Origin of the sequence: Gillisia sp. CAL575 (genome assembly GCF_000403785.1) — a bacterium.
GTDB lineage: Bacteria > Bacteroidota > Bacteroidia > Flavobacteriales > Flavobacteriaceae > Gillisia.
Map to the genome: position 1 here is coordinate 65,820 of NZ_APHJ01000018.1, position 26,658 is coordinate 92,477.

The window sequence follows — 26,658 nt, forward strand, 5'->3', positions numbered from 1 at the left end:
TAATACAATATTTTCGATTCCAGGTCTTGATCGGCCTAGCACTCGTATTTTGTGTAACTCAGATGGGATTTTCACAAACTATAAATACTAAGTCACCTTCTGACTATTCGATTGCTACCTCTTATGAGCTACTACATATAATGGAAGAAGAGGCCACGGAAGCATCAAAATTTGACGAACTTCGAAATATAATCAGAATTCATGTAAACAAGTCAAAGAAAGAAAATAATCCTATAGAACTAGCAAGGGCATTCTATTATTTATTTTTTATTGAAAAGCCGCAGCTCGCATTAGCTTATGCAGATTCTATTATTTTAATTACAGAAAATAGTGATCATAAAAGTTATCCTACGCTAGGATACACCCTTAAAGCAAATTTGTTTTATGATCAGGGAAAATTCCAACCGGCACTTGATAATTTTTTAAAAGCCTATAATCTGGCATTAGAAAAAGAAAACAAAGAAGACCAAGGGGAAATATCACTGGCAATCGCAGCAATTCGAAATATTAATGGTCAGCATTATGCCGCCGCCGATCTTTATAAACGGTCCCTAAGCTTACTAAAGCAGAATGATAATTTTCCTGATGCATATTATGAAGATTACTCTACCTTGTTATATAATCTTTCCCTTACTTATTTAAGATTATCACAAATAGACACTGCAAAATTTTATGTGCGAAAAGGTTTAAAACTGTCGCAATCTTTAAAAAAAACTGATGATTTCAGGGATTTCGTGCTTGTTGATGCCCAAATAAATTACTATCAGAAAGATTACCAAAAATCAAAAGATAGCTTGTTGAAATATATTAATAAATTAGAGGGTACCGAGAGAGCAATTAAACTTTATTACCTAGGAAAAATTGAAAAATATTTAAAAAATGATAAGCTTGCAATGGCTTATTTTAAAGAAATAGATTCTATCGTTTCACTAACTGGGGATCCTTTTGGAGAAGTTAAGGATGTTTATCAGCAGCTTATTATCTATTCTGTTCTTGAGGATAACGAAAAAGAGCAAATTAAATATATAGAAAAATTGATTCATAATGATAGCATATTATCATCGGCTCAGGAAAATGTTAATAATCAGGTCGTAATAGCATATGATATACCCGATCTTAAACGGCAAAAACTGAAAGCTGAAAAACAACTAGAAGCAAAAACTTTTTATATAATTGGATTCGCTGTTTTTGCAGGGATTGCTATTTTAATCGGTATTTACTTTTTCTTCCGTTCAAGAAACATAAGAAAAAGATTAAATATTTTAATGGAAGGTGTTGAAGTTCAGATATATGAACCGAAGCAAGTTACTGAACACCCATCTTCGGTACCGATAGAAATTAGAAAAGAGATCTTATCAAGACTTAATACCTTTGAAAATTCAGATCGATTTTTAAATAAAGATCTTGATTTGTCTATTCTATCCAATGATTTAGGCACTAACACAACATACCTTTCAACCATTATTAACCATTATAAAAAGGTGAATTTCCCCAATTACCTTAAGGATCTGAGAATAAGAGCAGCCATCACTCGTCTTAGTAACGATCCAGATTTACTAAAATACAACTATCAGGGATTGGCAGAAATTTTCGGATTTAAGACAGGAGAATCTTTTTCCAAAGCTTTTTATAAGAAAACCGGAGTTTCTCCTTCAATGTTTTTAAATGAACTAAAATCAAGGGAAACTAGTCGCCATTTATAAATGACGGTTTAAATTTTTTGCTGAATGTGTTCATTTGTGATTACTTAGTGTATGTAAATTTTTATTAATCAAATACTTAAATCATGAAAAAAGTACTAAAAGATTTCAAAGGAAGAGAACTGAAGAATTTGGATAAAATTCGAGGTGGGGGAGAGGATGGACCTATAGATAGGGACAAAATTAAAAGACCAAAGGCAGGAAGATAAATTGAATTGTCTATGTATTCCTAAATTCCCGAGTCAAATTTAAGGTCTCGGGAATTTTTAAATTCTAATTATGAAAAAATTCATTAAACTTTTTCTGACCAATTACCTGATTTTATTTCCAATAATTTGTTATTCTCAGGAAAAACAAATTAACCATTTTAAATATCCCAATATTAATGGGGAAATTAAACATGAGCTAAAATTTGGCGTAAAAGTTACAGATGATTTTTATAATCTAAACCATATTGAAAATGAGAAAGTAAAAGAGTGGTTTAAATTACAGGATTCTTTGGCAGAAGTATATTTTGATACCATTAAATCAATGCAGAAATACCTGAAAAGATTTAAACAACTTCAAAATTCTACTCAATCTAAAGTGAGTATGATTAGTGTAAATGAGGCTGGAAATTATTTCTACTTGAAAAAAGATGACAGTCTAGGAATGGAAAAATTGTTTTATAAAAAGAATCTAGATGCTGAGGAAATAGAATTATTCGATGCTAAACATTATGCTAATGGGGATAAAGAAATCAGTTACCTAAAACCTTCTTTCGACGGAAAAAAAATCGCCATTGGATTTATTGAAAACAATGATTTTTCCAGTAAGATTAAAATATACGATTTGGAAGCAGGCAAATTCCTAAATGATGAAATAACAAATATAAATCCTGATTTTGGCGGAATAGAATGGCTATCTGATAACTCTGGTTTTATCTATTTATATTTTCCTGAGGTTGACGCATCTAAGCCAGATTTTAAAAAAAAATCATTTTCTGTGCTACACAAACTAGGGGAGGACAATATAAATGCTAGTCCAATTTTTGGAGCTGATACAAATTTAGAAATTTCAGCAGATTTTTATCCTAAAGTAAAGATTGGCTCGAGCAAGGATAAGTATATTATTGGTTATGTAGCCAGTTCAGATGATTATTATGACAGTTTTATCGCTGAAATGAGTGATGTTATTAATGGAAAACCAGATTGGAAACCTTTTTTTAAAAAAGAGGATAAAATATACTACGATCAAGGCGAACTGCGTGGAGAAGAGTTTATTTTCCGCCAAGGAAAATTGAAGGGAAATAGCTTAGCAAAGATAAATATTTCAAATCCAGATTTTAATAATCCCAAAATTTTAGCAGAAGGAACCAAAGACGATCCAATTACGAATTTTGTATTAAATAGGGATCATATATTTTTCACAAGATCCTTGTACGGTGCAAATGTTTCCTTGTTTAAAATAAGTTCTGGGAATCAGCTTACCCAACTCGACCTTCCTTTTACGCCCGGCTATATTTCTTTTTTTGGAGAATCTCTTTCTCATAATACCGTGGGAGTAGGATTGGATGGCTGGACTTCGGATTATACTCGATATTTAATAGATGAAAAAGGTAATTTTCAAAAAGAGGCACTTTCAACTGAAAGTGAATACCAAGACTTTGCAGATATTATTTCAGAACAGGTAATGGTCAGCTCGCATGACGGAATAGAAGTTCCTATGTCATTGGTATATAAGAAGGGGATTAAGAAGAATTCAGAAAATGAAGTCTTCATTTTTGTTTATGGAGCCTATGGTGAAAGCCTGAGTCCATTTTTCTCTCCTATTTTCTTAGACTGGGCGGCACAGGGTGGAATTCTGGCATTTCCGCATGTCAGAGGTGGAGGGGAGAAAGGAAAGGAGTGGCATGAACAAGGCATGAAAAATCTTAAATATAACTCATGGAAAGACCTTATAGCCTGTACGGAAGCTTTAATAGACATGAATCTTACTAAAGAAGGTTTGATTTCATTATATACAAACAGTGCGGGAGGTGTTACCGCGGCAATGGCAGTTAATGAAAGACCTGATCTTTATTCATCTTTTATTGCTGAAGTACCCCGATTAAACCCTTTTGGTCTAGAATCTGCCAGTACTGCAAGCAGCACAAGTTATCTGGAATATGGAACTGTAAGGGACAGTGCAGAATATGTAGGACTAATAAAAATGGATCCCTATTTAAATATTAAACCTAACATCCACTATCCAGCTACGCTTATAATGCCAAGCTACAATGATGATCGCATTCCTCTATGGGATAACGGTAAATATATCGCCAAGCTCCAGAAATACAATACTACAAATTCACCCATTTTAATGGATATAGATTTTGATTCTGGGCACGAAACGTATGGTGATTTTAATGAAACAATAAGACTATATAGTAAGATTTTTAGTTTTGCGAAATCCAATATGAAGAATTGAAATTATCCTTTCGCAGTTAAACTTTAAATTCCTTTAAATTATTTTCCTATTCTTTATAAATGACCCTGTTCCTTTATAAATGGAACGCTTCTCAGTTTTCAGAACATAAGAAATAGACGGATATTTAAGATGACACTTCTTAATATCAATAAAATGGACTTTCTGATTACAAAAGAAGAACTAGAGGCTGAAATCTTGCGAATTGAGCAGACTTTTCTTAATAAATTATCGGCATATAACAAGATTATTTCTTACTGCCGAGAGATTCTTGAATCTTACCGAAAAGAAATTCGTTTGAATGATTTTCAAGATATTGCATCAGAAATACTCTTTTTTAAAGAACAAAAATCGCTCCCTCTAACATATTTAATTTATTACGAAAATCGATTATCCATCGAATTGGAAATCCCATCCACTGGAGAAGCCTTTCGACAAAAGTTCATTTTTAAATTGATCGAACGAATCAACAGATTTTTCTCTGCTCATAAAAACTTTCTTCAATATATGTCATTAGACCAAGAATATTTGGATGAATTCTATTTCACACGCAGATATTCCTCTAAAAATCACATGATCAATTATAAGAATTATGAAAGGGATCCTTTATTTAGTACTTCACATGATTTACTTCTAAGCGAATTAAATTCCCATAAGTTCCTACTTCAATATTTGAATAAATTATCTATTCAAGTAAAGCAATCTTCTTCCCTAGTTTTAGAAGAACCTGTAAAAATCAACTGGACAACATCTAAAGTGGCACTAACCGAACTAGTTTATGCTTTGCAACTTAGCGGCGCCATAAATAACGGAAACACAACTCTCAAAGAACTTTTTTTAATATTTGAGATACTGACCGGTTTAGATATGGGGGATTATCATCATACTTTTTTAAAATTAAGGGGACGTTCAGAACCTTTAAAATTCATCGAGAAAATGAAAAATTCCATGTTGGAACATATGGCAGGACTCGATGCATAAACAACCAAGATACCACCAAGTTGGTCATTTGGGAAAAATCTTAATCTGGGTAGGAAATACTACTCCAATCCGTAATATTTGATCCCATATATATTCGATTATACTATACATTCTTCCAAAAATAATTTTCACCAAGTTGGTCATTCCTTGGCTAAATTATCTTCTGACATCAAGCAATTTTGTAAATGAAAGTCAAACCAGAGCAATCCCATCGCTTTAAACCTTTTAACCTGCGGTGGGATTGTTTTTAAAACATTTAATTATGCCAACAACTATTATTACTACAGAAGATTTAATGGAGTTCAAAATGGAACTCCTTGAAGAAATCCAAAAACTACTCGAAAGGGAATCAGGAAATGTTTCTAAAAAATGGCTGAAATCTACAGAAGTCATGGAAATGTTGAAAATTAGTGCGGGAACACTTAATAATTTCCGGGCCAACGGTACACTGCCATTTAGTAAGATAGGAGGGATCATTTATTACGATTCCGCTACTATTCAAAAAGTACTGGCAAATAATCTTGTGAAAAATAATTGAGCTATGAATTATATCACACATCTGAATGCTGTATTCCAGCAATTTTCAAAGGATCCAAGTCTTAATGCCACCCACATTAGTTTATATATGGCATTGTTCCAGTCTTGGAATATTCATCGATTCAAAAAAACATTCTATATCCAAAGAGAAGAAATTATGAGAATGGGAAAAATTGGCTCCAATCCAACGTATCATCGCTGTTTGAATAAATTGCACGATCAAAAATATATCCAATATCAGCCATCACATAATCCTTATAAAGGGAGCAGGGTGAGGATGCTCATTTTTGATACAAGTTCTAAACAAGCTTTAAACAAGTATGAAACAAGTAGTAAACAAGCATTAACCCCTTTAATAAACTATAATAAACAAAAAACAAACTTTAATAAAAGAGAGCTCCCGCAAAATGAAAATGAGGTTTTGGATCTTTTTAAAAATAAAAGTTGGTCTGCTAATGAAGGAAAAAAATTCTACAACCACTACAGCTCAATTGGATGGAAGCTTAGGAATGAAATCAAAATTATAGACTGGCATGCAACTGCTGAAAACTGGATGTTAAAAGCAAATGAATTTGAAAAGGCTCCGACAGCATTTCAAAAACGGGACAACCTGAAAACAACTAAAAATAAGAACTATGGCGAACCCCTCTAGTATTATAGAAGATGGAATTGAGTATTCCCTCGGGAATTTTGACGGAACTAAAATAGTCTATGACTTCCCAAAGATCCTGGTGTTTCTTGAAGCAAAAGGTAAAACCCTATTCGGCCAACATTTTAATATTTATGAAGAGGATAAAAATGTTTTATTCAAGCTATGTAATTATTTTATAAAGGATCAGAATTACTGCGAGAAATTTGAAATGGATCCTGAGAAAGGGATTTTGCTTTCTGGACCTGTGGGATGCGGCAAAACCAGCATGATGAAACTTTTAAGGTATTTAGTTCCACATCAGCGTAATTATGTCGTAATGCCATGCAGGAATATCGTTTTTGCATTTAACCATCTGGGTTACAAAACTATTGAAGATTACGGAGACAGTAGTTGTTTTTGTTTTGACGATATGGGTGTGGAGCCAATAGGAAGACATTACGGTAGAGATTGTAATGTGATTGGTGAAATCCTGCTCTCACGGTATGAATTATTTCTTCAAACTAAATTAAAAACCCACGCTACCACTAATTTAAGTGCCCACGAACTCGAGGATTTATACGGTTTACGGGTTAGGAGTAGAATGAAAAAAATGTTCAATCTAGTAGCCTTCGATGAAAAAATTAAAGACAAGAGAAAATAATATGAAAATAGCCACATTTAATATTCAGAATTTATTCCATCGTGACAGAAGTTATTTGGTCAATCCCTATGATAAATATAGGAATGAGTGGCTTATAGAAATAGACTTTTTAATGGACAAACCTGTAAAGACAAATGGAGATAATGATCGTTTAAGAGAATTGATATTCATTCTAGGTATGGATAATAGTCTTCAATTACCATATGCAGTTCTAAGAAGAAAAGCTGGTTTTCTTTTTTTGAAAGGGATGAATTATTCAAAAGAGTTAAAAGCAGGGGAACTAACAGACTGGAATGGATGGATTGCACTTCAGAATTATCCATTAGAACATAGAGCCGTCGAAAATAAAGCTCGGGTAATCGCCGAAGTGAATCCAGATATTTTAATTCTTCAGGAAATCGAAGATCGTGCTTCTCTAACAGAATTTAACGAAGGGTTTCTGCCGAAATTTAATTGTAAACCCTTTGATTATACTTTCGTGGTGCAAGGAAATGATAAACGTGGTCAAGAAATAGGACTTCTTACTCGCAGTGGTATTGAGATTCTGTCGGTTCGGAGTCACAGCTATTATTATAAAATCAAGAGAGAATCTATTTTCAATAAGGATTTATTGGAGTATGAAATCCGTAGCGCTAAAGGAAATATTATATACATATTGGCTACTCATCTGCAGGAACAAACAGAAGATAAAGATATTTCTGATAATATAAGGGAAGAACAAACCAAGAGGATTGCTGAGGTTTATAAGCAATTATATGCTAAGGGTAAGAAACACATCGCAATTGTGGGTACATTAAATGCTGTTTCTTATTGTTATTCCCTTTCCCCACTACTTATCAAAACCAATTTAAAAGATATAACAAAACACCAAACCTTTCATGTGGATGTGGATAGAGGAGTAGGTGCCGGATATCATAGTCTTGGAGCGTATCGAATGGGAGTCAATATAAAGCAAAAAGATTATTTGTTATTATCGCCTGATCTTTTTAATACAGTACAAAGTAGCGGATTAAACAGGAAAGGAATTTGGCCAGAAAAGCAACCTATGTGGTCTTACTTTCCAAGCATAAATAAAAAAAATCAAGCTGCTAGTGAACATCCTGCGATTTGGGGAATTTTAGATTTTTGAACGAGTGGTAGTTTTGTAGTAATAATTCAACAATCAACGCAATTCATAACTCTTTAAATATTTTAACGAATAATCTTTAAGTCCTGTGAAAATTTTATTAAATAATATTGAGATAAAGCAGTTTGTGATAATATTGTCATTATGAAATTAAATTTTATCTAAGGATCTCAAGATGAGATGTCTGTAATTAGTTTTATAGAGTAATGAATAATTGTTTAATGCTTAAAAAAATTAAAATGAAGAAGTTTTTCAGAATATTCACGGTAGTACAAGTTATTTATCAAGGTTATCAAATGTATAAAGAGAAAAAGTCTAAAAAGAAACGTAATACGTATGTTCAGCAAACTGAGAATAATAGGATTAAATAAAAATTTTCATTTATAAATTTTATTCTAAATATCCTTAGAGCGATAAAAACTATAAACAATTGATTCAACATCTCTTTGAACGTAGATTTATTAAACTAATCCTAATTAACAAATCATAAACTGTAGTATCACTATGGTTCATATAAATTTACTTTTAACAATTAATAACTAGATTATGGAAACCAACGAAAGAAATAAAGAAATGCAAGATTCTCTACAAGACCTATTACAAAAGAATTATGATGCTGAAAAAGGCTTCAAACAAGTAATGGAGAAAGCAGAAAATTCTCAGTTGAAATCTTGGATGCAAAAACAAGCTACACAGCGTTCTCAATTTGCAAATGAAATTGATGGCGAGTTAAGAAAACTTAATGTAGAACCAAAAGAATCAGGTAGTACTGCAGGTTCTGCTCACAGAGTTTGGATTGATGTAAAAACAGCATTAAGTTTTGACAAAGATGAATCTATATTGGAAGAGTGTATTCGTGGCGAAAAAGCTAGCGTTTCTGAATATGAAGAAACGTTAAATAAGTCATTTTTCAGTCCAGGAGTAAAGTCTATGCTAACTGAGCAAAAAAACAAAGTTCAAAATTCTCTTTCCGCTGTTAAAAGGTTAGAAGATTTAGTAGACTAAAAATTTTAAAAATAGTCCCTACACTAAAGCCTTCCCTAATTTTATTGGGAGGGCTTTTATAATTTAAATGATTTATAGAAAAACGTAAACTTAATTTAGAGTTAATCAGTCAAACCGGTTAACTAAGAATTTTATTGATTTAAATCCAAATTGAAATGAAGATAGGACTTGTTTGGTTTAAAAATGATTTGAGGTTATTTGATAATGAAGCTTTGTGCAAAGCTATATCTAATTGTGATAAGCTAATTTTTTGCTATTGTGTTGAGGAATCTTTATTTCAAAAACTGGATTTAGGATTTAGAAAAGCGGATATCAGTAGATTTAAATTTCTTGAAGATTCCGTACTTAATTTGCAATCGAATCTCGAGAAATTGTCTGGACATCTTTTAATAAGCACAAAAAGTGCAAAAGAATTTATACCTCAAATAGTAAAGGAGCACAATATCACAGAAGTTTATGGAGAAATGGAATATGCTCCTGAAGAACTCATTCTTGTAGACAGTGTTCAAAAAAAGCTACCAAATGTTTCTTTCAATTTCTATTGGGGAAAAACCTTGTATCACATCGATGATATTCCTTTTACCATTTCAAATATACCTTTAACAAGCAAAGCATACAGGATTCCAACGTCAAACGAATCAGAGCCGAGAGTTCCATATTTAAGTCCTTCTTATTTAAACGCTGATACTAATATAATGAGCACAGAATTTCCTTCTTATAGCTTGCTCGGATTTACGAAGGAAGAATATGAAATGGCTGAGACGTATGTTGAAGGTGGTGAAGATAATGGTCTAAAACGATTGTATCATTATACTTTTGAGACTGAATTACTAACGGGATATAGATGGACTAGAAATAGATCTTTAGGAATGGAATATAGTTCTAAATTTTCTCCGTATTTGGCACTTGGATGTATTTCTCCTAGGGAGATTTATCGAAATGTTCAGCACTATGAAACTGTAGTTAAAAAGAATCAAAGCACTTGGTGGATAATATTTGAACTTGTATGGAGAGATTACTTCACATTTAAAGGAATGAAATTTGGAAATGAAATTTTTAAAACCAAAGGCTTTAAAAAGAAAGAACTTCTTTTCGAAAATAATATCAATTATTTCGAGAGGTGGTGTGAAGGAAATACTGGAATTCCATTTATAGATGCACATATGCGACAGCTAAATGAAACAGGATATATGAGTAATCGTGGTCGAGTTAATTGTTCTAGTTATCTTATACATGATTTAAAAATTGACTGGACTTGGGGCGCTGCATATTTTGAAAGCAAACTTATAGATTATGACGTTAGTGCCAATTGGCTAAATTGGCACGTTCAAGCATATGAGATATATTATACAAATCCTGTAAATCAATCTAATAAATACAAATCACAAGAGTTTATTAGGAAATGGATTCCAGAATTAAAGAATTATAACGATATGGAAATTTTAATACCTTGGGAATATGAGAATTCAGATTATCCTAAACCTATTGCGCTTTACCAGAAATGGACAAGATCGATAAATCTGATTAAAAAGCTGTGAAAAGTATTTAAGATTTATTAATCTTAATAAGTATATTTAAATAAGCTTTGCATTAGTATCGGAATCTTTAAAACGTGGATCTTGAATCATTGGTAATCGCTCAATATAATCTACAATAATCGCCAAACATCCTAGATCATCTACTACTTTTCCTTTAATAAAATAAACCCCGAGAGAACTGATATCATATTTCTCGGAGATTTGAGGAAAGTGAACCGTATCAAAAAATTCACCATCAATATCTAAGAAAGTTCCAAAGTGCATAAGACGTTTGTCTTTAGTTGGAGTGCCTTTAGCTGTAACCAAACTTCCACATATTGAAATCTGTCTATTTATATGAGATTTCAAATCTTTGGTTTGTAATGATTGGGGAAGATTGCAATCTATTAATTGAAATCTAGAATATAATGGAAATCCTATTAATTCTAGTTGATCATAAGCATCTATTGCCATTTCAGTAGAAATCCTTGGAATATCAAAGGTTACTTTATTTTGTTTGAACAATAATGGTTGTGGTGCTTTGGAAGCATTCTTTTCTAATTTTAAATGAGCTTCCCACAGTAAATGATGTTTATCTAAACCTGTAAATCTAAAGGCATCTATCCTAATTAAAATGATTAATTGTTCGATTCCTAAATGTATTCTATTTACAAAATCATCAAAATTCTCAAAATCACCATACATTCCCCTTTCATTTAAAATTTTTTCTGATGTTCTAAACTCAAGAGATTTTAGCATTCCTAATCCTAAATAAACGGTATCGCCCACAATCCAATTTCCGTGGTCACTTTTATTGATACACGGCGCTTCCACTTTCCCGCCTTGTAATCTAATTTCTTGAACATAAGTCTCCATATTATAAAATCCACCGCCGTTATTTAAAACAGCGGTCATAAATTCTAATGGGAAGTATTTTTTGAGATAAAGAGATTGATAACTCTCTACAGCATAAGATGCAGAATGACCTTTGGCAAATGCATAACCTGCAAATGCTTTTATTTGATCCCATACTTCCATTGTTAGACTCTCACTATACCCCTTCTCTAGGCAATTACTTATAAATTTCTTTTCAATTTGTTCAAATTGTCCTTTAGATTTTACTTTACCACGCATTCCTCTTCGAAGAATATCTGCTTCAGCTAATGAAAGCCCTGCAAACTTGTGCGCTACTTTTAATACATCTTCTTGATACACCATTACTCCATAAGTATCATGAAGAACTTCTAACATCACTGGATGCGCTTCTTTTCTTTTTTCTGGTATTCTATGTCTAAGAATAAATTCATTTTTCATTCCACCGTTAGAAACTCCTGGTCTAATAATACTACTAGCCGCCACAAGATTTAGATAATCGTTGGTTTGAAGCTTCGTCATCAAAGTTCTCATGGCAGGTGACTCTACATAAAAAACTCCCATACAATCTCCTGTATTAAGTAATTTATTTATTTCTGAATCATTTTTGAAAGCGTTTATATCTTCTATGTCTAAAACTTGTGCATCTGGTTGGTTGTAGCTAATAATTTCTAAGGTGTCCTTTATTTTTGAAAGACCTCGTTGTGCGAGAATATCAAATTTAAATATCCCTACCTCTTCAGCTATATTCATATCAAACTGAACCGTTTGAAAACCTTTAGGTGGCATAAAGGTACTGGTGTAATAACTTATTGGCTTTTGCGTGATAATTATTCCACCAGAATGAACACTTAAGTAATTTGGAAAGCCATGGATATAATGTGCATATTTTTCAACTAATTTAATGTAGTCGCTACTAGAGCTTTTATCTACTTTAAAACCTTTTAGATAGTTGTCGATCTCTAATTTTGGAACCCCAAATACTTTACTCAATTCCCGAATAACGGCACGATATTGAAACGTTACATAGGTACCCATTAATGCGGTATTTTTGAATCGGGTAAAAATATAGTTTGTTATATCATCTCGATCCTTCCAGGAAAAGTCAATATCAAAGTCGGGAGGACTACTTCTATATACATTTATAAAACGTTCAAAATAAAGATCCAATTCTATAGGATCTACATTTGTAATCCCGATAATATAGGCAACCACACTATTTGCACCACTACCCCGACCTATATAGGGATAATTTTTAGACCGTGCATATTCCAAAATATCATGATTGATTAAAAAATAGGACACAAAATCCATGTCTTTAATCGCAGTAAGTTCTTTTTCTACTCGTTCATAGACTTCTAAACTAGGATTCTGGTAACGATCTTTAATTTTACTATAGCAGAGTTCTTCAAGAATTATATAATCTGAAGCTTTATCCTTTTCATAAATTATCTGATTTTGATTAACCCTGTGATCATTAAAGAAAAAATTGACTTTACAAGATTTCAATAACCTGTCTGTATTAAATAAAAGTTCCGGATATTCCTGATACTTAATCTTTAAAAGCTCTGGAGGTAAAATAACATCAAGCTTATTACCTTGTTCTGTCGTCGGGACTTTACTCAAAAGAGTGTTTAAATCTATTGCTCGCAGTAATCTATGAGCATTGAAATCTGATTGATTTCTAAAAGTTATAGTGTGTAGTATCACTAATTTGTCTCTCATTTCGGCAAATGGAGAATAGGGTAGTTTATTTAATTCCCTAATTGAAATTCCAATATATTCATTTTCTCTGAATTGATAGGACTTAAGCTCCATCGCCTTTTCGAAAGTATAAACACAGTAAACATTTTTAAGAGTTGGTGCTTCTGAAGGAAACAACAAGTTATTATGTAGATGATGCGATATAAATTCATTTAATTCTTGGAACCCATCATTATTCTTTGCTAATAAAATATATAATTGATCTACTCCATTCCTAACATCCACTCCAATAACAGCATGAATATTTTCTTCCTGAGCAATTTTAATGAAATTTAAGCATGCACTGGTACTATTTATATCAGTAAGAGCTAATTGCGTAACTCCATTTTCTTTAGCCAAATTGAGAAGCTCACTATCAGAAAATGTTCCGTAGCGAAGAGAAAAATAAGAGTGACAATTTAAATACATTGTTGATAATTAGAAATACAAAACTAATTTAAAATAAGGAATTATTCCATAAATTTGGATAAATTCCAAATATGAATAAATCAATTATACATTTTGATCTTGATGCTTTTTTTGTTTCATGTGAAAGAAGAATGGACAGCAGGCTTAACAATAGGCCAGTAATTATTGGAGGTACTGGAAACCGTGGAGTAGTAACTGCTGCTAGTTATGAAGCTAGAAAATTTGGTGTTCACAGTGCAATGAATATGCGCATGGCTAAACAATTATGTCCAGAGGCTATTTATATAAGAGGTAATGGAAGTCTCTATGGTAAAATGTCGCAGGAGGTAACTAATATCTTGATGCAAGAATTACCAATTGTAGAAAAATCTAGTGTCGATGAATTCTACGCAGATTTAACTGGAATGGATAAATTCTTTGGCTGTTATAAATTTGCTAAAGAATTGCGATCAAAAATTATTAGAGAAACTGGACTACCTATTTCATTTGGACTTTCCGTGAATAAAACCGTTTCAAAGGTTGCAACTGGGGAAGCAAAACCTAATAATCAAATAAATGTTGCTCATGGTTATGAGAAAACTTTTTTAGCTCCATTATCTATTAAGAAGATTCCAATGATTGGAGATAAGACATACAAGACATTCACTCTTCTTGGTATACAAGATGTAGGTTTAGTTCAAAAAATGCCAATTGAAAGATTGATTTCTGTATTTGGTAAAAATGGTAGAACTATTTGGGAACGTTGCAATGGAATAGATGACAGCCCAATTAAACCCTTCCATGAAAGAAAATCTATTTCTAGCGAGCGTACTTATGGAATAGACACTTTTGATCAGGTTATGATAAAAACGACAATTTTAGCCATGGCCGAGAATTTAGCATTTCAACTTAGACGAGGTAATAAATTAACCTCTACGATTATGGTTAAAGTTCGTTATTCGGATTTTCAAACTTATACAAAGCAAATTAGCATAAAACACACCTCTGCAGACCATATATTAATACCCGCCGTAACCGAATTGTTCGATAAATTATATAATCGTAGAATTTTAATTAGGCTTGTAGGAGTGCGTTTTAGCGGTTTGGCTGATGGGCATTATCAAATTGATATGTTTGAAAACACAAAGAAAACCGTGAATTTATATACTGCCATGGATAACATCAGAAATAAATATGGTGATCATTTGGTTAGACGTGCAGCTACACTTGGAGAGGGATCTAAAACTATAGGGAATCAAGGAAATCCTTTTGATGGTCGCCCACCAGTTTTATTAGCTCATAGGCACCGTTAATATTTTTATTAATCCCAAATTATAAACGGATTTAATAATCGACTTAATTTTTCAGATATTGAATCTCTTTTATTTAATTCAAGATACTTTCGGACCTTATCAAGCTGACTTGAAGTAGTTATAGCCTGAAATTGAGAAAAGTAATTTTGGAATACAGGTTTTGTTACGTTTCGTCTATAAACTTCGAAAACTTCAGAATGTCTCGAATCTATTAAAATTTTATTTTCATACAAATCCTCGATATACTTTTCCTCGCCTTCTAATACCTGAAAGAAATTCCCTAGAGAGTGTAAAAGAATACCTCTAACATGATTTAATCTATTGTTTTCCTCAGTAAGTTTAAAAATCTCATTAATTTCCTCAATTGTCAAATTAGGATTTGCCTTACTTACATAACAAATAGTATGAGTTTGTTTCAAAATTATATTAATTTAAATTAGTTGTTTGCATAATGAAATTATAAATAAATTAACTGGAACAAATTTAAAATTATTTTTAAAACAGTGTAGCCTTATCTATAGGTTCAATAATATATTCCTTATTAGTATTTAATCCTCTCTTATATAAATCACGACTTACAGGATGAGCTGAAAATTCCTTGGAGGTAAATCCATTCTTCATTAGTTCTATAATATTCTCCTTACTCAATCCATCATTAAACCATTCGCTATAAAGTTCTTTAGCTAAAACTAAGGGCATTCGTTTTTTTACATTATGAACCTTTTCAAAAAAATCATTAGCAGCGGTAGTTAATATTGAACAAGTGTAAGAATCGGAGCTTTTATCAATTTCTGAATATATTCCCGCGAAAGCAAGAAGATCTTTTCCATCATCATATTCTTTGGATGGTATATAACAGAAGTTAGGGATTGAGACTCCTCCCTGTTTGTGAGGCTCAAAGAATCCATCTACTAAGATTATGCAACGTTTATTCAATGCGCTACCTTTAGATAATCCGCTAAATAGGGTTTCACTCTTAGTATTTAGTGTATTGTATTTCTTTCTGAAAGCCTCAATATTTTTGGTTCCCCAATCTGGAACTAAGCCCCAAGATGCAGGATAGATTTTCTCTGCTTCATCCATTTTAATTATTTGCAAATTGGAATAACTGAAACCCGATTTATGAAAATACGGTTCATATTCATCACTTATTTCAAAATCAGCTTTAAAATGTTTTTCAATTTGTTTAGCTTTTTTAGTGGAGGTTGTTTCGTAGCACATAATTTATAAATTTAGATTTATCACTTTTAAATATTCTAATAAATGAGTTTTCACTATTAGAATATTAGGTTAACATATCTAGTCAACTAAAATAATAATTTGCAGCGCAACAAGTTGATAAATTACTAATAATCAAACGATAGTTAATGTTATACGAATTGTGATTTGTAGTAAATAAGAATAAAATAGCTTTAATTAAAATTAAAAAAATTGAAACTATGACAAATTTAAAAAATGATCACACAGAAGGGGAAACAACCAAACAAATTGAAAAACAAACCTCTAAAATTCCATCCGGAGTATTTTTAGCGGCTGCTATAGCTTCTATGGGAGGATCTTTGACACTAAAGTTAATGAATCGAAGTAAAACGGCACTTTTTGTTGGACAATGGGCAGCACCATTCTTGCTTTTAGGGATTTATAATAAGCTTGTAAAATTGGAAGGTCACGACAAAAAGGATCAGAATCCTTATTAAATGCAAGGAATTAGAAAATCTAAATCTTAGCTCAGCAATGTTTGAGTCAAGGAGGATCTTATTTGATCAATAAAGGCTACTAATCTGTAATAGTTAATAGCTTCAATTAAGGACGAGTCAGTTGCTCTTTTATATCAATTGGTTAAATAGTATTCAACTTTTATCAATTCTATGGAGTTTATTTGTTCTAAATCTAACGAAGACTGTTTGTCATACGTTAAGATACAATCAGAATTAGCTTCAAGTTGATAGCAAGGAAATGAAGCATTAGAAGAGTAACTCCCAGTAAACTCTATTCCATCAATTTTAAGGGTCAATATTGGTATTCCTTTAATTACATAACCATTATTGTTTTGGAGCTTAATCTCAAATTGTAATCTAGAGGTGTTGTTTCCAGTGTCAGGATTAAAATTAAAGTTTAAAATTTCATATGAGAAGTTATCTAATTTAGGTGGTGTGATTTGCACTGATGTTTCAGGTTCAGGAAAGTCACAGGGAACTTCTTGAGTGATATTATAACTGTACGATTGATTGTTTACAAAATAGACTTGAGGTATAGATACAGTTTTTATACATTCATCATCACTTGAACCACAACCAGTAATCATAATAATGTTAACAATAATGTATAATTAATACTTTTTTTCATATTAGGAATTTAGAATTTTTATAAGCTTTATTTCATCAAACTTGTTTTTGTAAATTTTATTTGTTTTCAAACATTTTGCTCTTTATCTTCAGTTAGAATGTTCCATAAAAATCCACCATCTTAGATTACAGCCAACGGTCTTGTTTAACGCAAGTGGCGTGGAGTAGGGATGCGTTCTTGTCGGCTTTGTTGTATTTTACTTGGTTTCTAAAATAGCACTTTTCACCAATATGCGAGCTATTTGCTGTTTACCTATGTTGTGTGGAGATACTTAGTCAAATTGGTATTCCACGTATAAAGTCGAATTTACAATTACGGTTCCTTTACTAATGTTAATCGATTGATTTTGTACCGAGGTTTCTGCTACTTCTACATTGGAAGCATCACTTGATTCATAAGCTTGTGGTAGTGAAGCAGAAATTTCAATATTACCAATTTTGAGAATCTCTTTTTCTGATTCTGGAAGTTCCATTAATAATTTGTCTGCTAAAATATTTGCTTTTTTCAATGCGTCTAAATACGCCTCATTCTTTAAACTATCAATCTTAGAATTTGAATAGGAAAGTCCGCCCAAATCTAGATTTCTATTCTCCAAAAGTTCAGAATAAATTTCATCTAATTTATTAATATCCCGAATAGTAATATACATCATTGTAGAACTACTATATCCCTGAAATACTCTTGTGTTTTTAGCCCAAGTATAACTTTTGTTCATATTTACTGAGGTCGTCAGAATATCATCTTTGTTGATTCCAAATGAGATTAGTTTACTGTTTAATTCATTAGATTTATCTACAAGACATTTTTTTGAAAACTTAACAGAATTCTCAAGACAATTCAAATTAATATAAAACGTAGCATTATCAGGTAAAGTTTCTATTTCACCATGAGCCTTAATCATCATTGTTTTGAATTTTGATCTTTGAATAGGTGAATCACTCTGACAACCAAATAATAGAATTACGCTTAAAATTCCGAATATTGTTTTCATTTTCTTCTGTTGTATATTGACCTGTCCTGAAAGTTTGATTAAAAACATATAAACTTATCGAAAAAAATACTCATTTAGATGTATTGTGCAGTGCTTTAATAAATTATAATTTTAGTTAAGATAATAAAATAATAAATCATTACAAAAACAACAGAATTATGAAAAAGTGGACTTATTAGTTTTTTATTGTATTGTAATATTCTGTACAATAATCATTTTTTCATTGAACATTTGTTCTGAAGAAGCAGTAATACAGTGGAAGTAATTAAAACTGAACCTATCGATTTAAGTGCTAAAAAAAGTCAATCAGCATCATATGAAATAATTTCTATTTCAGCGGCTGATACAGTACAGTCATTTAAGCAAAAATAAATGATATTGAATTAATCGTAGACTCTAATGGAAATAGTAACTCTTTCGTTTTACCAAACTTAAATAATGGTAAATACAATTTAAAATTTACTGTAAATGCTGAAAATTATTTTGTTCCAAGAACTGTTTCTTAATTGCCGACCATTATTTTAATGATATTCAAACTAGCATTAATCAGAATAATTATGAATCAAACTTACAAATCACCCAATTGGAGAAAAATATAACCAGTCCAAACAAATATACAAATCTCCAAAATGACGTTACTGAATACATCAAACTGTTCAATGATTATACAGCTTCATAAAATAAAAGGACTTAAAATCTTCTATTGATTTAAATTCTATATCCCTACCAACTTTTTTAATTGTTTAAATAGATGCCCTCCCTAGAAGGTATTAAGGATTCAATAGTTTCATAATTTTCCCTAACCCTTATTTAAAAGAAACTTTATTAATTATTAATAATAGGTAACAACTTAATAATACTAATTATAACCCAATAAATTATTAATTATGAGAACTACACTTAAATTTTTACCATTAGCAATTATTATAATGGTATCAGGCATCGCTTTTTCACAAGATTCAATCTCTGTAGACAAGGTCGATATCGCTAAAGAAACTAAAGCAAATAGGATTAGACCATTCAGAATAGGCGCTAAACTGGGCTTCCCTAATTTGGTGGGCGGGAATATTGAGTATGTAACCCCACTTTTAAGAAATAAAATTGCGGCGAATGCAGATTATTCCTCTATAAATGGATCTTGGTTTTCGAGCGGGGATACCGCGAGTGATACCGATCTTAAATTTTCATATTTCGAAGGCGGTATAAACTATTATATCTTTAAACCTGGTAAAGGTGTTTATACAGGGATCAACTATGGGAATTTAAAATTTAAAGGATCTGAACAGGATGTGCCTTCAGATATAGACGAAAATAAATCAGGAAAAGGGTTTTACGATTTTTCACATAGTGCAGTCAACCTAAAGTTAGGAGCCAAATTGGGAGGGTTAATTTATTTTCGCTCCGAAGTAGGATACTCCCTAAAGAAGTTCCCTACATCTATTGACAGAAGAGTGGATTTTAATGATGGCTCTTCAGAAATGCAAAAAATAGAATTTGATTCAGAAGAGTCCCCTGTGAACATATCTTCCTTAATTTCAGGACTTATTTTTAATATAGGTATGGGGTTTTCTTTTTGAGAAGTATTTGACCCATGCTGAACGTTTGATAAAAAACATACAAGTTATCGAGAAAAAATACTCATTTAGATGTATTGTGATGTGCATTAATAAATCATAATTTTCTTTAATATAAAAAATAATAATTCATTGCAAAAGCACTAATTATGAAAAAAATATCCTCTTTAGTTTTTTATTGTATTGTTATATTCTGTACAATAATCATTTTTTCATTGAACAGTTGTTCTGAAGTAGAAGCAGTAGAAGCAGTAGAAGTAACCAAAATTGAACCCATAGGTTTAAGTGCAGAAAAAAGTCAATATGCACCTTACGAAATAGTAACCATTCCAGCGGCTGAAAATTTTTTTACAGTACAGTCATTTACAGCAAAAATAAATGATATGGAAATAGTGGTAGTCGTTTATGAAAATAGTGCCGCCTTCGTTTTACCAAACTTGAATAATGGTAATTACAAGTTAGAGTTTACCCTAAATACTAAAAATTATTTTGTTCCAATGACTGTTTCTTCATTGCCTAATATATTAGGTGCCGACCAATATTTTAATGATGTTCAAACTAGCATTAATCAGAATATTAATGAAATAAACTTGCAAATCACCCAATTGGAACAAAATTCAACCAATCCAAATGAATATACAAATCTTCAAAATGACGTTATTAAATACACCAAACTGTTCAATGATTATAAAGCTTTATACAATAATTTATCTGCAGTAGAGAAACAAGAGTTTGCTAAAAGTATGGCTGCAAACAAGAACATAATTGACGAATACAATGCTCTTACTGCGGCTTTAAATTCAAGTAACGCATTATTAAGAACTTCTCAACCTGTTCAAGATTATGAAGCAGCGGTCGAACTGAGTGCAACACAGTTTATAAACAGCTTAGAATATACAGTTGCTCATGTTCCCATTATTTTAATCGGTGCAAAACTGGTAGCAACTCCAACTGGCATATCCAGTATTGGGGCAACAATAGCAACCGGTTTAGTTGTTACAAGCTTTATGTTTAACGTAATCGAAACGGCGTCCGCTGCAGTTACACTGACCAATAAGTCCTTAATACCCTATGAGTTTATAGCCCAAACTTCTCAAGACAACTTTAGCTCAGGCGTTGAAACTGTTACAATTATTCAAGCAAAATATCGGTCATTAATGGCTTCTGACGGCAGCAATGCAGGAAATGGAAGTACTATAATTACAATTGTGGAGAAGTACAATTATTTTAAAGATCAATATAATGGCTTTATCAGTTATTTCCCTTCAGTCTTTAGACCGAGCAATGTGATGACGTCCTTAAAAAATTCATTCAACTCTACCACAAGGTCAATATTCAATAAATATGTTGGCATTTCCAATATAAGCAACCCCAATGTAACTTTACAGCAATTGAACCAACCTGATGGCAGCATCCTAGTTAAGGCCACTAGCACTGATGATAATGACCAAACCTTTACTTATGATGTTAATTATACCAATGGCAGCTTTACAATAGGCCTAGCAAAAAAAATGGATGCAATGGTGTTATCATCAAATCCTTGTATTCGAGGTACAATGTCAGCACCTATAATTACAGACGTTCAATTGGACTGCTATACAAATTATGGGTTTGCTATTCTAGTTTCATTTACAGCAAATGGGACAGGTATTCTTCCCTATAGTGGGTATTTAAGTTGTGATCCAGCACAAACCTGTTATCCTGTTCGATTATACTTTTTAAATCCTGGAGCTACAGAGTATTCTATTGCAGTTAATTCATATAGTGCAAATCTTATATCGGGAAATATTAATTCCGGTATTGTAGCAATAACGATGGTAAATGATGTTTCTTGTATTAATGGGCAAAGTGCAGCGCAGGCATTTCACGATTTATATGGAAATGTTGAATTTAAAGTTGAGCTTATCAATCAATGCAATCAAAGATCTAATCAAGTATCTTTTTAAAACCTTGGCAGTTGGACAATTAAAATCACCCCATAACAGGTGGTTGGTAAATAAAGGACGTTGATTATTTAAATGAAGTTTTGTGCTTCTTATTATATTACTTACTGCCCTACATTTTATACCTTTCAAATAAGCAAATTACATTGTTGTGGAAAAATATCGAAGTTCCCTATTCTTCAATTCAAATGATTCAGATTTTTACATTGATATGATGTTCTAAAAGAAGCAGGACACCATTTAGTGAATATGCCCCTTGGAATAGGGCACATTACCCAAAAGAATAATTTCGAAGTTTCGCCGTGGATTGAAGCTATTGTGAATGCGCGTAAATGATTAGAAAAAAAGTAATATATTTATGATAAATACCTCATAAATATATGGGCGACGAAATCATTAAACTTCATTCAGTTTGGGAACAAACCCAGCAAACATCTAAAAAGGATACTTTTTTGCCTCAATTTAAATTTGAGGAATTAATAAATTCTATTATAAGTACCGGTCCATTTTATTACTATATAGTTGATTTTTATGATATGTCTTTATCAAATGTTAGCCAGTCTATTGGTGACATTCATAAATTAGATCCAGATAGCGTTTCTTTTAATGATATTTTAAACACCATACATCCAGATGATATAGATTTTGTAATAAAAGCAGAAAAGGCAAGTTTTGATTTTATTTACGATACTATAGGAAAGGACAAAATATTGAACTATAAAACGAGCTATTCGTTTAGAAGTAGAAGGAAAAGCGGGGAATATGCCATGCTAAATCACCAGGCTCTTATATTAACGATAGATGAGCTTGGAAGGTTTGGAAAATCACTTAACATCCATACCTGTATTGACCATTTGACTAAAAGTAACACCAATCAACTTTCTCTTATTGGGCTCAACGGGCTTTCTTCCTATATGAATATTGAGGTTAACAAATCAATAAACACAACCGTTGAATTCTCAAAGAGGGAATTGGATGTGCTAAAACTTATAGCTGAGGGCAATACCAATAATGAAATTGCCACCCAGCTTTTTATCAGCCCTCTCACCGTAAAAAAACACCGCACCAATATTTTAAACAAATCTAGTTGTAAAAACACTTCTCAATTGATTAGGGAAAGCATTCTTAAAGGTTTGATATAATTCATAAAGAATACTTATTTAGGGGTATTGTTTTCTAATTAATATTTTACTTCTTTTAATAAGAAACTAATTATAAAATTAAGGCTTCATGTTATTTAATAGCCTTTAACTTATTGATGGCGTTAATTTCATTTTATTGGAAATTCTAGGTAAAATTTATTTGAAATAAAAATTATTCCTATGAAAACATTCTTCAAATTCCTTATTATACTCGCTTTTTCAATAAAGGATTTGGACAGGAAAAAAAAGATTCAGCTGATAGAAAAATTAGAACCTTTGTAATTGAATATAATTTTGTTAAGAACAAAGTAGTAAAAACTTATGATGTCTCAAAATGGTATGCACACCAAGTGGTTTAGATACCCACAAGCTTTGGTTGGTTTCTAAAAACGATGGGCAGTTATTTGGTTTACAATTAGAAATGACGAAAAAATAATTAGAAGTAAAAGCGGCAAGATTTAAGAAGGATAGAGAATTAGAATGTACTAAACCAGACAAAGCTGGAATTGAAGCACAGAAAAAAGCAGAAGAGAAATTGAAAAACAAAACAAACTAAAACTCAGTAATTATGAAATCAATTAAAGCACTATCAATGATGATTATACTATTAGTTGGCCCAATGGCTTTTGCACAATCGCATAATATCACTGCTGGTAGCGCATGTAAGTACGCCAAAAACAGATGTACTAATATGGAAGGATGTCCACAGTGTGCCACTTGTACTACAGAAGACAAAAAAGAAAAAGAAGCTAAAGTTGCCGAAGTACAAAAACGCAATGAAAAAATCTGGGCAGAGGCAGCGGCTAAAAAAGAAGCTGAACAGAAAGCTTATGAAGCCAAACTTGCTTCAGAAGCTACAGAAAATAAACGAAAAGAGGAACAAGCATTAGCCGATAAAAAAGCTTCTGATGAATTGAGAGATAAATATCAGGATATAGCAAACAAAGGTATTGTTAAGTCAGATATTAAAGGCTCCCGTTCAACACTTGAATTAAAAAATATTGAAGGATTTGAAGATAGTAATCGTAAAGTGTATGGTTTTAAATTGGAAGGCAAAGAAGTTGCTGTTTTCCCATTTATTGAAGATTTTAATTCAATTGTCAAAATTTTAAACACTAATTTTTTTGAAGTGAAAGTTTTAAAAAAAGAAGGTAATTATAACAATTCAGTGTATAAATATTCCATCATTATTGATCATTTAGGTAATAAAGTAGAAATTGATGGAAATAATAAATTTGTAAGGATACTACAGAATGATATCAAGAATAGCGTTATCCATGCCTACACTTCTAATAGTAGTTCTAAATACATAGGTGATATAATCAGTCTTTCTGCTAATTTTTATGATTTTTACAACAATAATGAAGCGGCGATTGCATATATAAAAAAACCAAGATATTCTGGTGGAATTAGAACGAAATGTTCTATTCAAAACGTAAATAGATATACGTTAAATTACGATTTACAAAAACTAAATAAAGAAACTGGTTGGATAATAATCCCAGATTAAACTGTTTCAAATTATCAAGAAAAATTAAATATCAACACTTATGAAAATTCTTATCGTTATAGTCATTTTAATATTTGGGATAAATAGTTTTGGGCAAACAAACAAATTTGAAAAGCCAAGATACTTAAAACATGCTACATTACTTTGCCCAATAGATATTACAAAGTCATATAGCAAAGAAGGATTGATAGGAGGGAATGATGGTATATCTTTAAAAATACAAGAAGATTCAATTAAGATAAAAGTAATGGTTGCTGTAGATGGCATTAACAAAGAAATGTTTACTAAAAAATCAGTAAAAGACACTATTTTACTTAAAAATATTTTAATAGAAAAAGGTAATGCTTTTGCTATTATTCAAGAAATAGGCTCATTTAGTGTGATAAAATTTTGGAATTTAAAAGTATCACACGCAGAAAGTTTAATTGAAAGATAAAATCTTATAAAAACAATGACTCTTTAGAAAGAAATGAGTTAGAATTAGAAAAGAGTTTTGACAAAATGAATATAGAAGGACTGACGGCTGTGATTGATGGTAAGGATTACGACTTATCTAAAACATATTATCTAGCACAAACCAAAACCCTTATAAACAATTCAACAGAATTTGAGAATAAAAATGGTTTATGGAGTATAGGCCTTTTAGTTTTACCCATAAAATTAAGACCTTTTGCTACTGAAAGTGGTCAGTTTGATTTTACCAATGGATTCTCAGTTGGAACTACTTTTTCTTGGACTGTCCATCATAATTGGAAAACTAATTTCACACATAGTTTTTAAATTTATGCTGGTATCAGCAGCTACAAAGCGGATGAGTCCAAAATAAAAGAAACGCGGGAAGACTATACGATTGCTGCTTTTTCTCCAGCTCTTGGTTGGATGTGGGAAAAAAACAATGTTCAACTTGGTATTTTAATGGGTATTGATTTCCCTTCTGGAAATTTACAACAAAAATGGGTGTATCGAATCAACCGTGGATTGGAATAGGAGTTGGTATAGCTATGTTTAAAATTAATAATGAAGAACAAACAAAAAACGGTAAGAACGAATATATAGAACATGAAAAAAACATTATTCCTTTCAACCCTTCTTTTGTGTTCTTTTATAAGTTTTGCACAAAAAGTTCCATTTGAAAAACTTGAAGAATTTTCAAAAAAAATAAGCAAGGCACAATTGGAAGTCAATGGTAAAACTTATAATGATGGCACATCCGACGTTGAAATTAGTTTTCCGGAATCAAACTTTTCAGTAGCATTCAATAGTCAATTAGCTACAAATAGCGTTTATAAAAAAATAAACGGAAAAGAGCTTTTATATCTAAGTGAAAACTTCTCTATGTCTAGATTAGTGGGAATAACGATAGAACTAATAGACAATGATGTAATTTTATATAAGTTGCATTTTGGTAAATTTTATGTAACCACCAAAATTTTTGATAACGGCGAAGTAATCGATTCTACTTACCAAAACAATTTGATTGTCTATGCAAAATATAGTGGGGAAATAAGAAATTCAAACCTTTATAAAACTATTCATCAACTAAGTATAGCACAACAAATAGATATGGGGTTGATAAAAAAAGAAAAGTTAGAAATTGAAAACAATGACTGGTTTAAAATGGAAAAGGAAGATTTTGTAAAAAAACATCCAGGTTCTATTAGAACGATGCAGGCAAAAGTAGATATTGCAAAAAAAGTAGAGAAAACCATTATGTTTATGGATAGTATTTCTAAATCATTCAAAATAAAAATGGGCATGACAGAGGATGACTATAGACTGAAGAATACCGAAATAGCTGAAGAGCTATTTAGAAAGAAAAATATGTACACATCTGATGGTGGAAGCTATAAATCTTATAATTCAAGGAAGAAATTTCCTCAAATCGAAACACTTGCGTTTAAAAATGAAAAACTTTCGGATTATTTCTATTATATGCAACTTAATACTATGACTGATAGGGTTAAAGAGTTCAACAGAATTGTTGATTATATCACAACAGAATTGTCTCCAAAATATTATAAAATTACAAAAGAATACAATGATGCATTTATTACACATCCTACCGATAAATGGACACTAGGGATTGATTATCGGCCAGATTTAGACGCATTTAGTTATGGGATTCTTTTAAGATTCCATTTTTTGGTAAAAGATTAAATTTAAACAAAAAAATAAGACAGTGTCGAGTTACAAAAAGTTAAATAGCATTAAT

The 26,658-nt window shown here is 31.5% G+C and carries 25 protein-coding genes; 20 read left to right on the forward strand and 5 right to left on the reverse strand.

Features of this window, described 5'->3' with window-relative positions; all coding sequences use genetic code 11:
- Positions 1 to 62: 62 nt before the first annotated feature.
- The 11 genes from I130_RS00735 (at position 63) to I130_RS00775 (ending at position 10,624) form a co-directional block, all read left to right on the forward strand.
- A complete protein-coding gene (locus I130_RS00735; RefSeq protein WP_198012021.1) occupies positions 63 to 1,703 on the forward strand; it encodes a helix-turn-helix domain-containing protein in 1,641 nt (546 codons plus the stop codon).
- Positions 1,704 to 1,786: 83 nt separating this feature from the next.
- Positions 1,787 to 1,909: a hypothetical protein gene (locus I130_RS16865; RefSeq protein WP_262489264.1), complete on the forward strand. Its 123-nt coding sequence runs from the start codon at positions 1,787 to 1,789 to the stop codon at positions 1,907 to 1,909.
- A gap of 70 nt (positions 1,910 to 1,979) precedes the next feature.
- Positions 1,980 to 4,148, forward strand: coding sequence for a prolyl oligopeptidase family serine peptidase (locus I130_RS00740; RefSeq protein WP_034917575.1), 2,169 nt, complete (start codon positions 1,980 to 1,982; stop codon positions 4,146 to 4,148).
- Positions 4,149 to 4,301: 153 nt separating this feature from the next.
- Entirely contained in the window at positions 4,302 to 5,126 is an 825-nt protein-coding gene (locus tag I130_RS00745; RefSeq protein ID WP_198012022.1) for an RteC domain-containing protein, read from the forward strand.
- A 262-nt stretch (positions 5,127 to 5,388) separates the two neighbouring features.
- Complete coding sequence (locus I130_RS00750) at positions 5,389 to 5,664, forward strand: helix-turn-helix domain-containing protein (RefSeq protein ID WP_034917583.1); 276 nt, start codon at positions 5,389 to 5,391, stop codon at positions 5,662 to 5,664.
- Positions 5,665 to 5,667: 3 nt separating this feature from the next.
- Positions 5,668 to 6,315, forward strand: a complete 648-nt coding sequence (locus I130_RS00755; RefSeq protein WP_034917588.1) for a hypothetical protein — start codon at positions 5,668 to 5,670, stop codon at positions 6,313 to 6,315.
- Positions 6,299 to 6,955, forward strand: coding sequence for an ATP-binding protein (locus tag I130_RS00760; protein WP_034917590.1), 657 nt, complete (start codon positions 6,299 to 6,301; stop codon positions 6,953 to 6,955). The genes I130_RS00755 and I130_RS00760 overlap by 17 nt, the downstream gene beginning before the upstream one ends.
- Before the next feature lies 1 nt (position 6,956).
- Positions 6,957 to 8,084, forward strand: coding sequence for a hypothetical protein (locus tag I130_RS00765; RefSeq protein ID WP_157480463.1), 1,128 nt, complete (start codon positions 6,957 to 6,959; stop codon positions 8,082 to 8,084).
- Positions 8,085 to 8,320: 236 nt separating this feature from the next.
- Positions 8,321 to 8,452 (forward strand): hypothetical protein, encoded by a 132-nt coding sequence (locus I130_RS16870; RefSeq protein ID WP_262489265.1) that lies wholly within the window; start codon positions 8,321 to 8,323, stop codon positions 8,450 to 8,452.
- A 175-nt stretch (positions 8,453 to 8,627) separates the two neighbouring features.
- The gene (locus I130_RS00770; RefSeq protein WP_034917597.1) at positions 8,628 to 9,086 is read left to right on the forward strand and encodes a ferritin-like domain-containing protein; all 459 of its coding nucleotides are present in this window, start codon (positions 8,628 to 8,630) and stop codon (positions 9,084 to 9,086) included.
- A gap of 155 nt (positions 9,087 to 9,241) precedes the next feature.
- Positions 9,242 to 10,624: a DASH family cryptochrome gene (locus I130_RS00775; protein ID WP_034917601.1), complete on the forward strand. Its 1,383-nt coding sequence runs from the start codon at positions 9,242 to 9,244 to the stop codon at positions 10,622 to 10,624.
- A 36-nt stretch (positions 10,625 to 10,660) separates the two neighbouring features.
- On the opposite strand, the gene I130_RS00780 is transcribed toward I130_RS00775, so the two are convergent.
- Positions 10,661 to 13,648, reverse strand: coding sequence for a DNA polymerase III subunit alpha (locus tag I130_RS00780; protein WP_034917605.1), 2,988 nt, complete (start codon positions 13,646 to 13,648; stop codon positions 10,661 to 10,663).
- A gap of 71 nt (positions 13,649 to 13,719) precedes the next feature.
- Here I130_RS00780 and dinB point away from each other — a divergent pair, with 71 nt between their 5' ends.
- Positions 13,720 to 14,940 carry a DNA polymerase IV gene (dinB, locus tag I130_RS00785; RefSeq protein ID WP_034917609.1) on the forward strand — a complete coding sequence of 407 codons (1,221 nt, stop codon included), beginning with the start codon at positions 13,720 to 13,722 and terminating at the stop codon, positions 14,938 to 14,940.
- Positions 14,941 to 14,948: 8 nt separating this feature from the next.
- On the opposite strand, the gene I130_RS00790 is transcribed toward dinB, so the two are convergent.
- A complete protein-coding gene (locus tag I130_RS00790) occupies positions 14,949 to 15,359 on the reverse strand; it encodes a BLUF domain-containing protein (protein ID WP_034917615.1) in 411 nt (136 codons plus the stop codon).
- Between the two features lie 76 nt (positions 15,360 to 15,435).
- The gene (locus I130_RS00795; protein ID WP_034917620.1) at positions 15,436 to 16,161 is read right to left on the reverse strand and encodes an SOS response-associated peptidase; all 726 of its coding nucleotides are present in this window, start codon (positions 16,159 to 16,161) and stop codon (positions 15,436 to 15,438) included.
- Positions 16,162 to 16,379: 218 nt separating this feature from the next.
- On the opposite strand from I130_RS00795, the gene I130_RS00800 reads away from it, so the two are divergent.
- Complete coding sequence (locus I130_RS00800) at positions 16,380 to 16,637, forward strand: hypothetical protein (RefSeq protein WP_034917624.1); 258 nt, start codon at positions 16,380 to 16,382, stop codon at positions 16,635 to 16,637.
- Positions 16,638 to 16,771: 134 nt separating this feature from the next.
- On the opposite strand, the gene I130_RS00805 is transcribed toward I130_RS00800, so the two are convergent.
- Together I130_RS00805 and I130_RS00810 are read right to left on the reverse strand one after the other, a co-directional pair.
- A complete protein-coding gene (locus I130_RS00805) occupies positions 16,772 to 17,245 on the reverse strand; it encodes a hypothetical protein (RefSeq protein ID WP_051119571.1) in 474 nt (157 codons plus the stop codon).
- A 312-nt stretch (positions 17,246 to 17,557) separates the two neighbouring features.
- A complete protein-coding gene (locus I130_RS00810; protein ID WP_034917924.1) occupies positions 17,558 to 18,277 on the reverse strand; it encodes an SIMPL domain-containing protein in 720 nt (239 codons plus the stop codon).
- 887 nt (positions 18,278 to 19,164) lie between these two features.
- Between I130_RS00810 and I130_RS00815 the strand changes: the two genes are divergently transcribed.
- The 7 genes from I130_RS00815 (at position 19,165) to I130_RS00845 (ending at position 26,603) form a co-directional block, all read left to right on the forward strand.
- Entirely contained in the window at positions 19,165 to 19,854 is a 690-nt protein-coding gene (locus tag I130_RS00815) for a hypothetical protein (protein WP_034917630.1), read from the forward strand.
- Positions 19,855 to 20,000: 146 nt separating this feature from the next.
- On the forward strand, positions 20,001 to 21,797 hold the full coding sequence (locus tag I130_RS00820; protein ID WP_034917633.1) for a hypothetical protein: 1,797 nt from the start codon (positions 20,001 to 20,003) through the stop codon (positions 21,795 to 21,797).
- Between the two features lie 377 nt (positions 21,798 to 22,174).
- Positions 22,175 to 22,936: a LuxR C-terminal-related transcriptional regulator gene (locus I130_RS00825; protein WP_034917638.1), complete on the forward strand. Its 762-nt coding sequence runs from the start codon at positions 22,175 to 22,177 to the stop codon at positions 22,934 to 22,936.
- A 568-nt stretch (positions 22,937 to 23,504) separates the two neighbouring features.
- Positions 23,505 to 24,446 carry a hypothetical protein gene (locus I130_RS00830; RefSeq protein WP_034917643.1) on the forward strand — a complete coding sequence of 314 codons (942 nt, stop codon included), beginning with the start codon at positions 23,505 to 23,507 and terminating at the stop codon, positions 24,444 to 24,446.
- Positions 24,447 to 24,486: 40 nt separating this feature from the next.
- Entirely contained in the window at positions 24,487 to 24,882 is a 396-nt protein-coding gene (locus I130_RS00835) for a hypothetical protein (protein ID WP_034917647.1), read from the forward strand.
- A gap of 65 nt (positions 24,883 to 24,947) precedes the next feature.
- A complete protein-coding gene (locus tag I130_RS00840; RefSeq protein WP_034917650.1) occupies positions 24,948 to 25,226 on the forward strand; it encodes a hypothetical protein in 279 nt (92 codons plus the stop codon).
- A gap of 279 nt (positions 25,227 to 25,505) precedes the next feature.
- Positions 25,506 to 26,603 (forward strand): hypothetical protein, encoded by a 1,098-nt coding sequence (locus I130_RS00845; RefSeq protein WP_034917655.1) that lies wholly within the window; start codon positions 25,506 to 25,508, stop codon positions 26,601 to 26,603.
- Positions 26,604 to 26,658 lie beyond the last annotated feature (55 nt).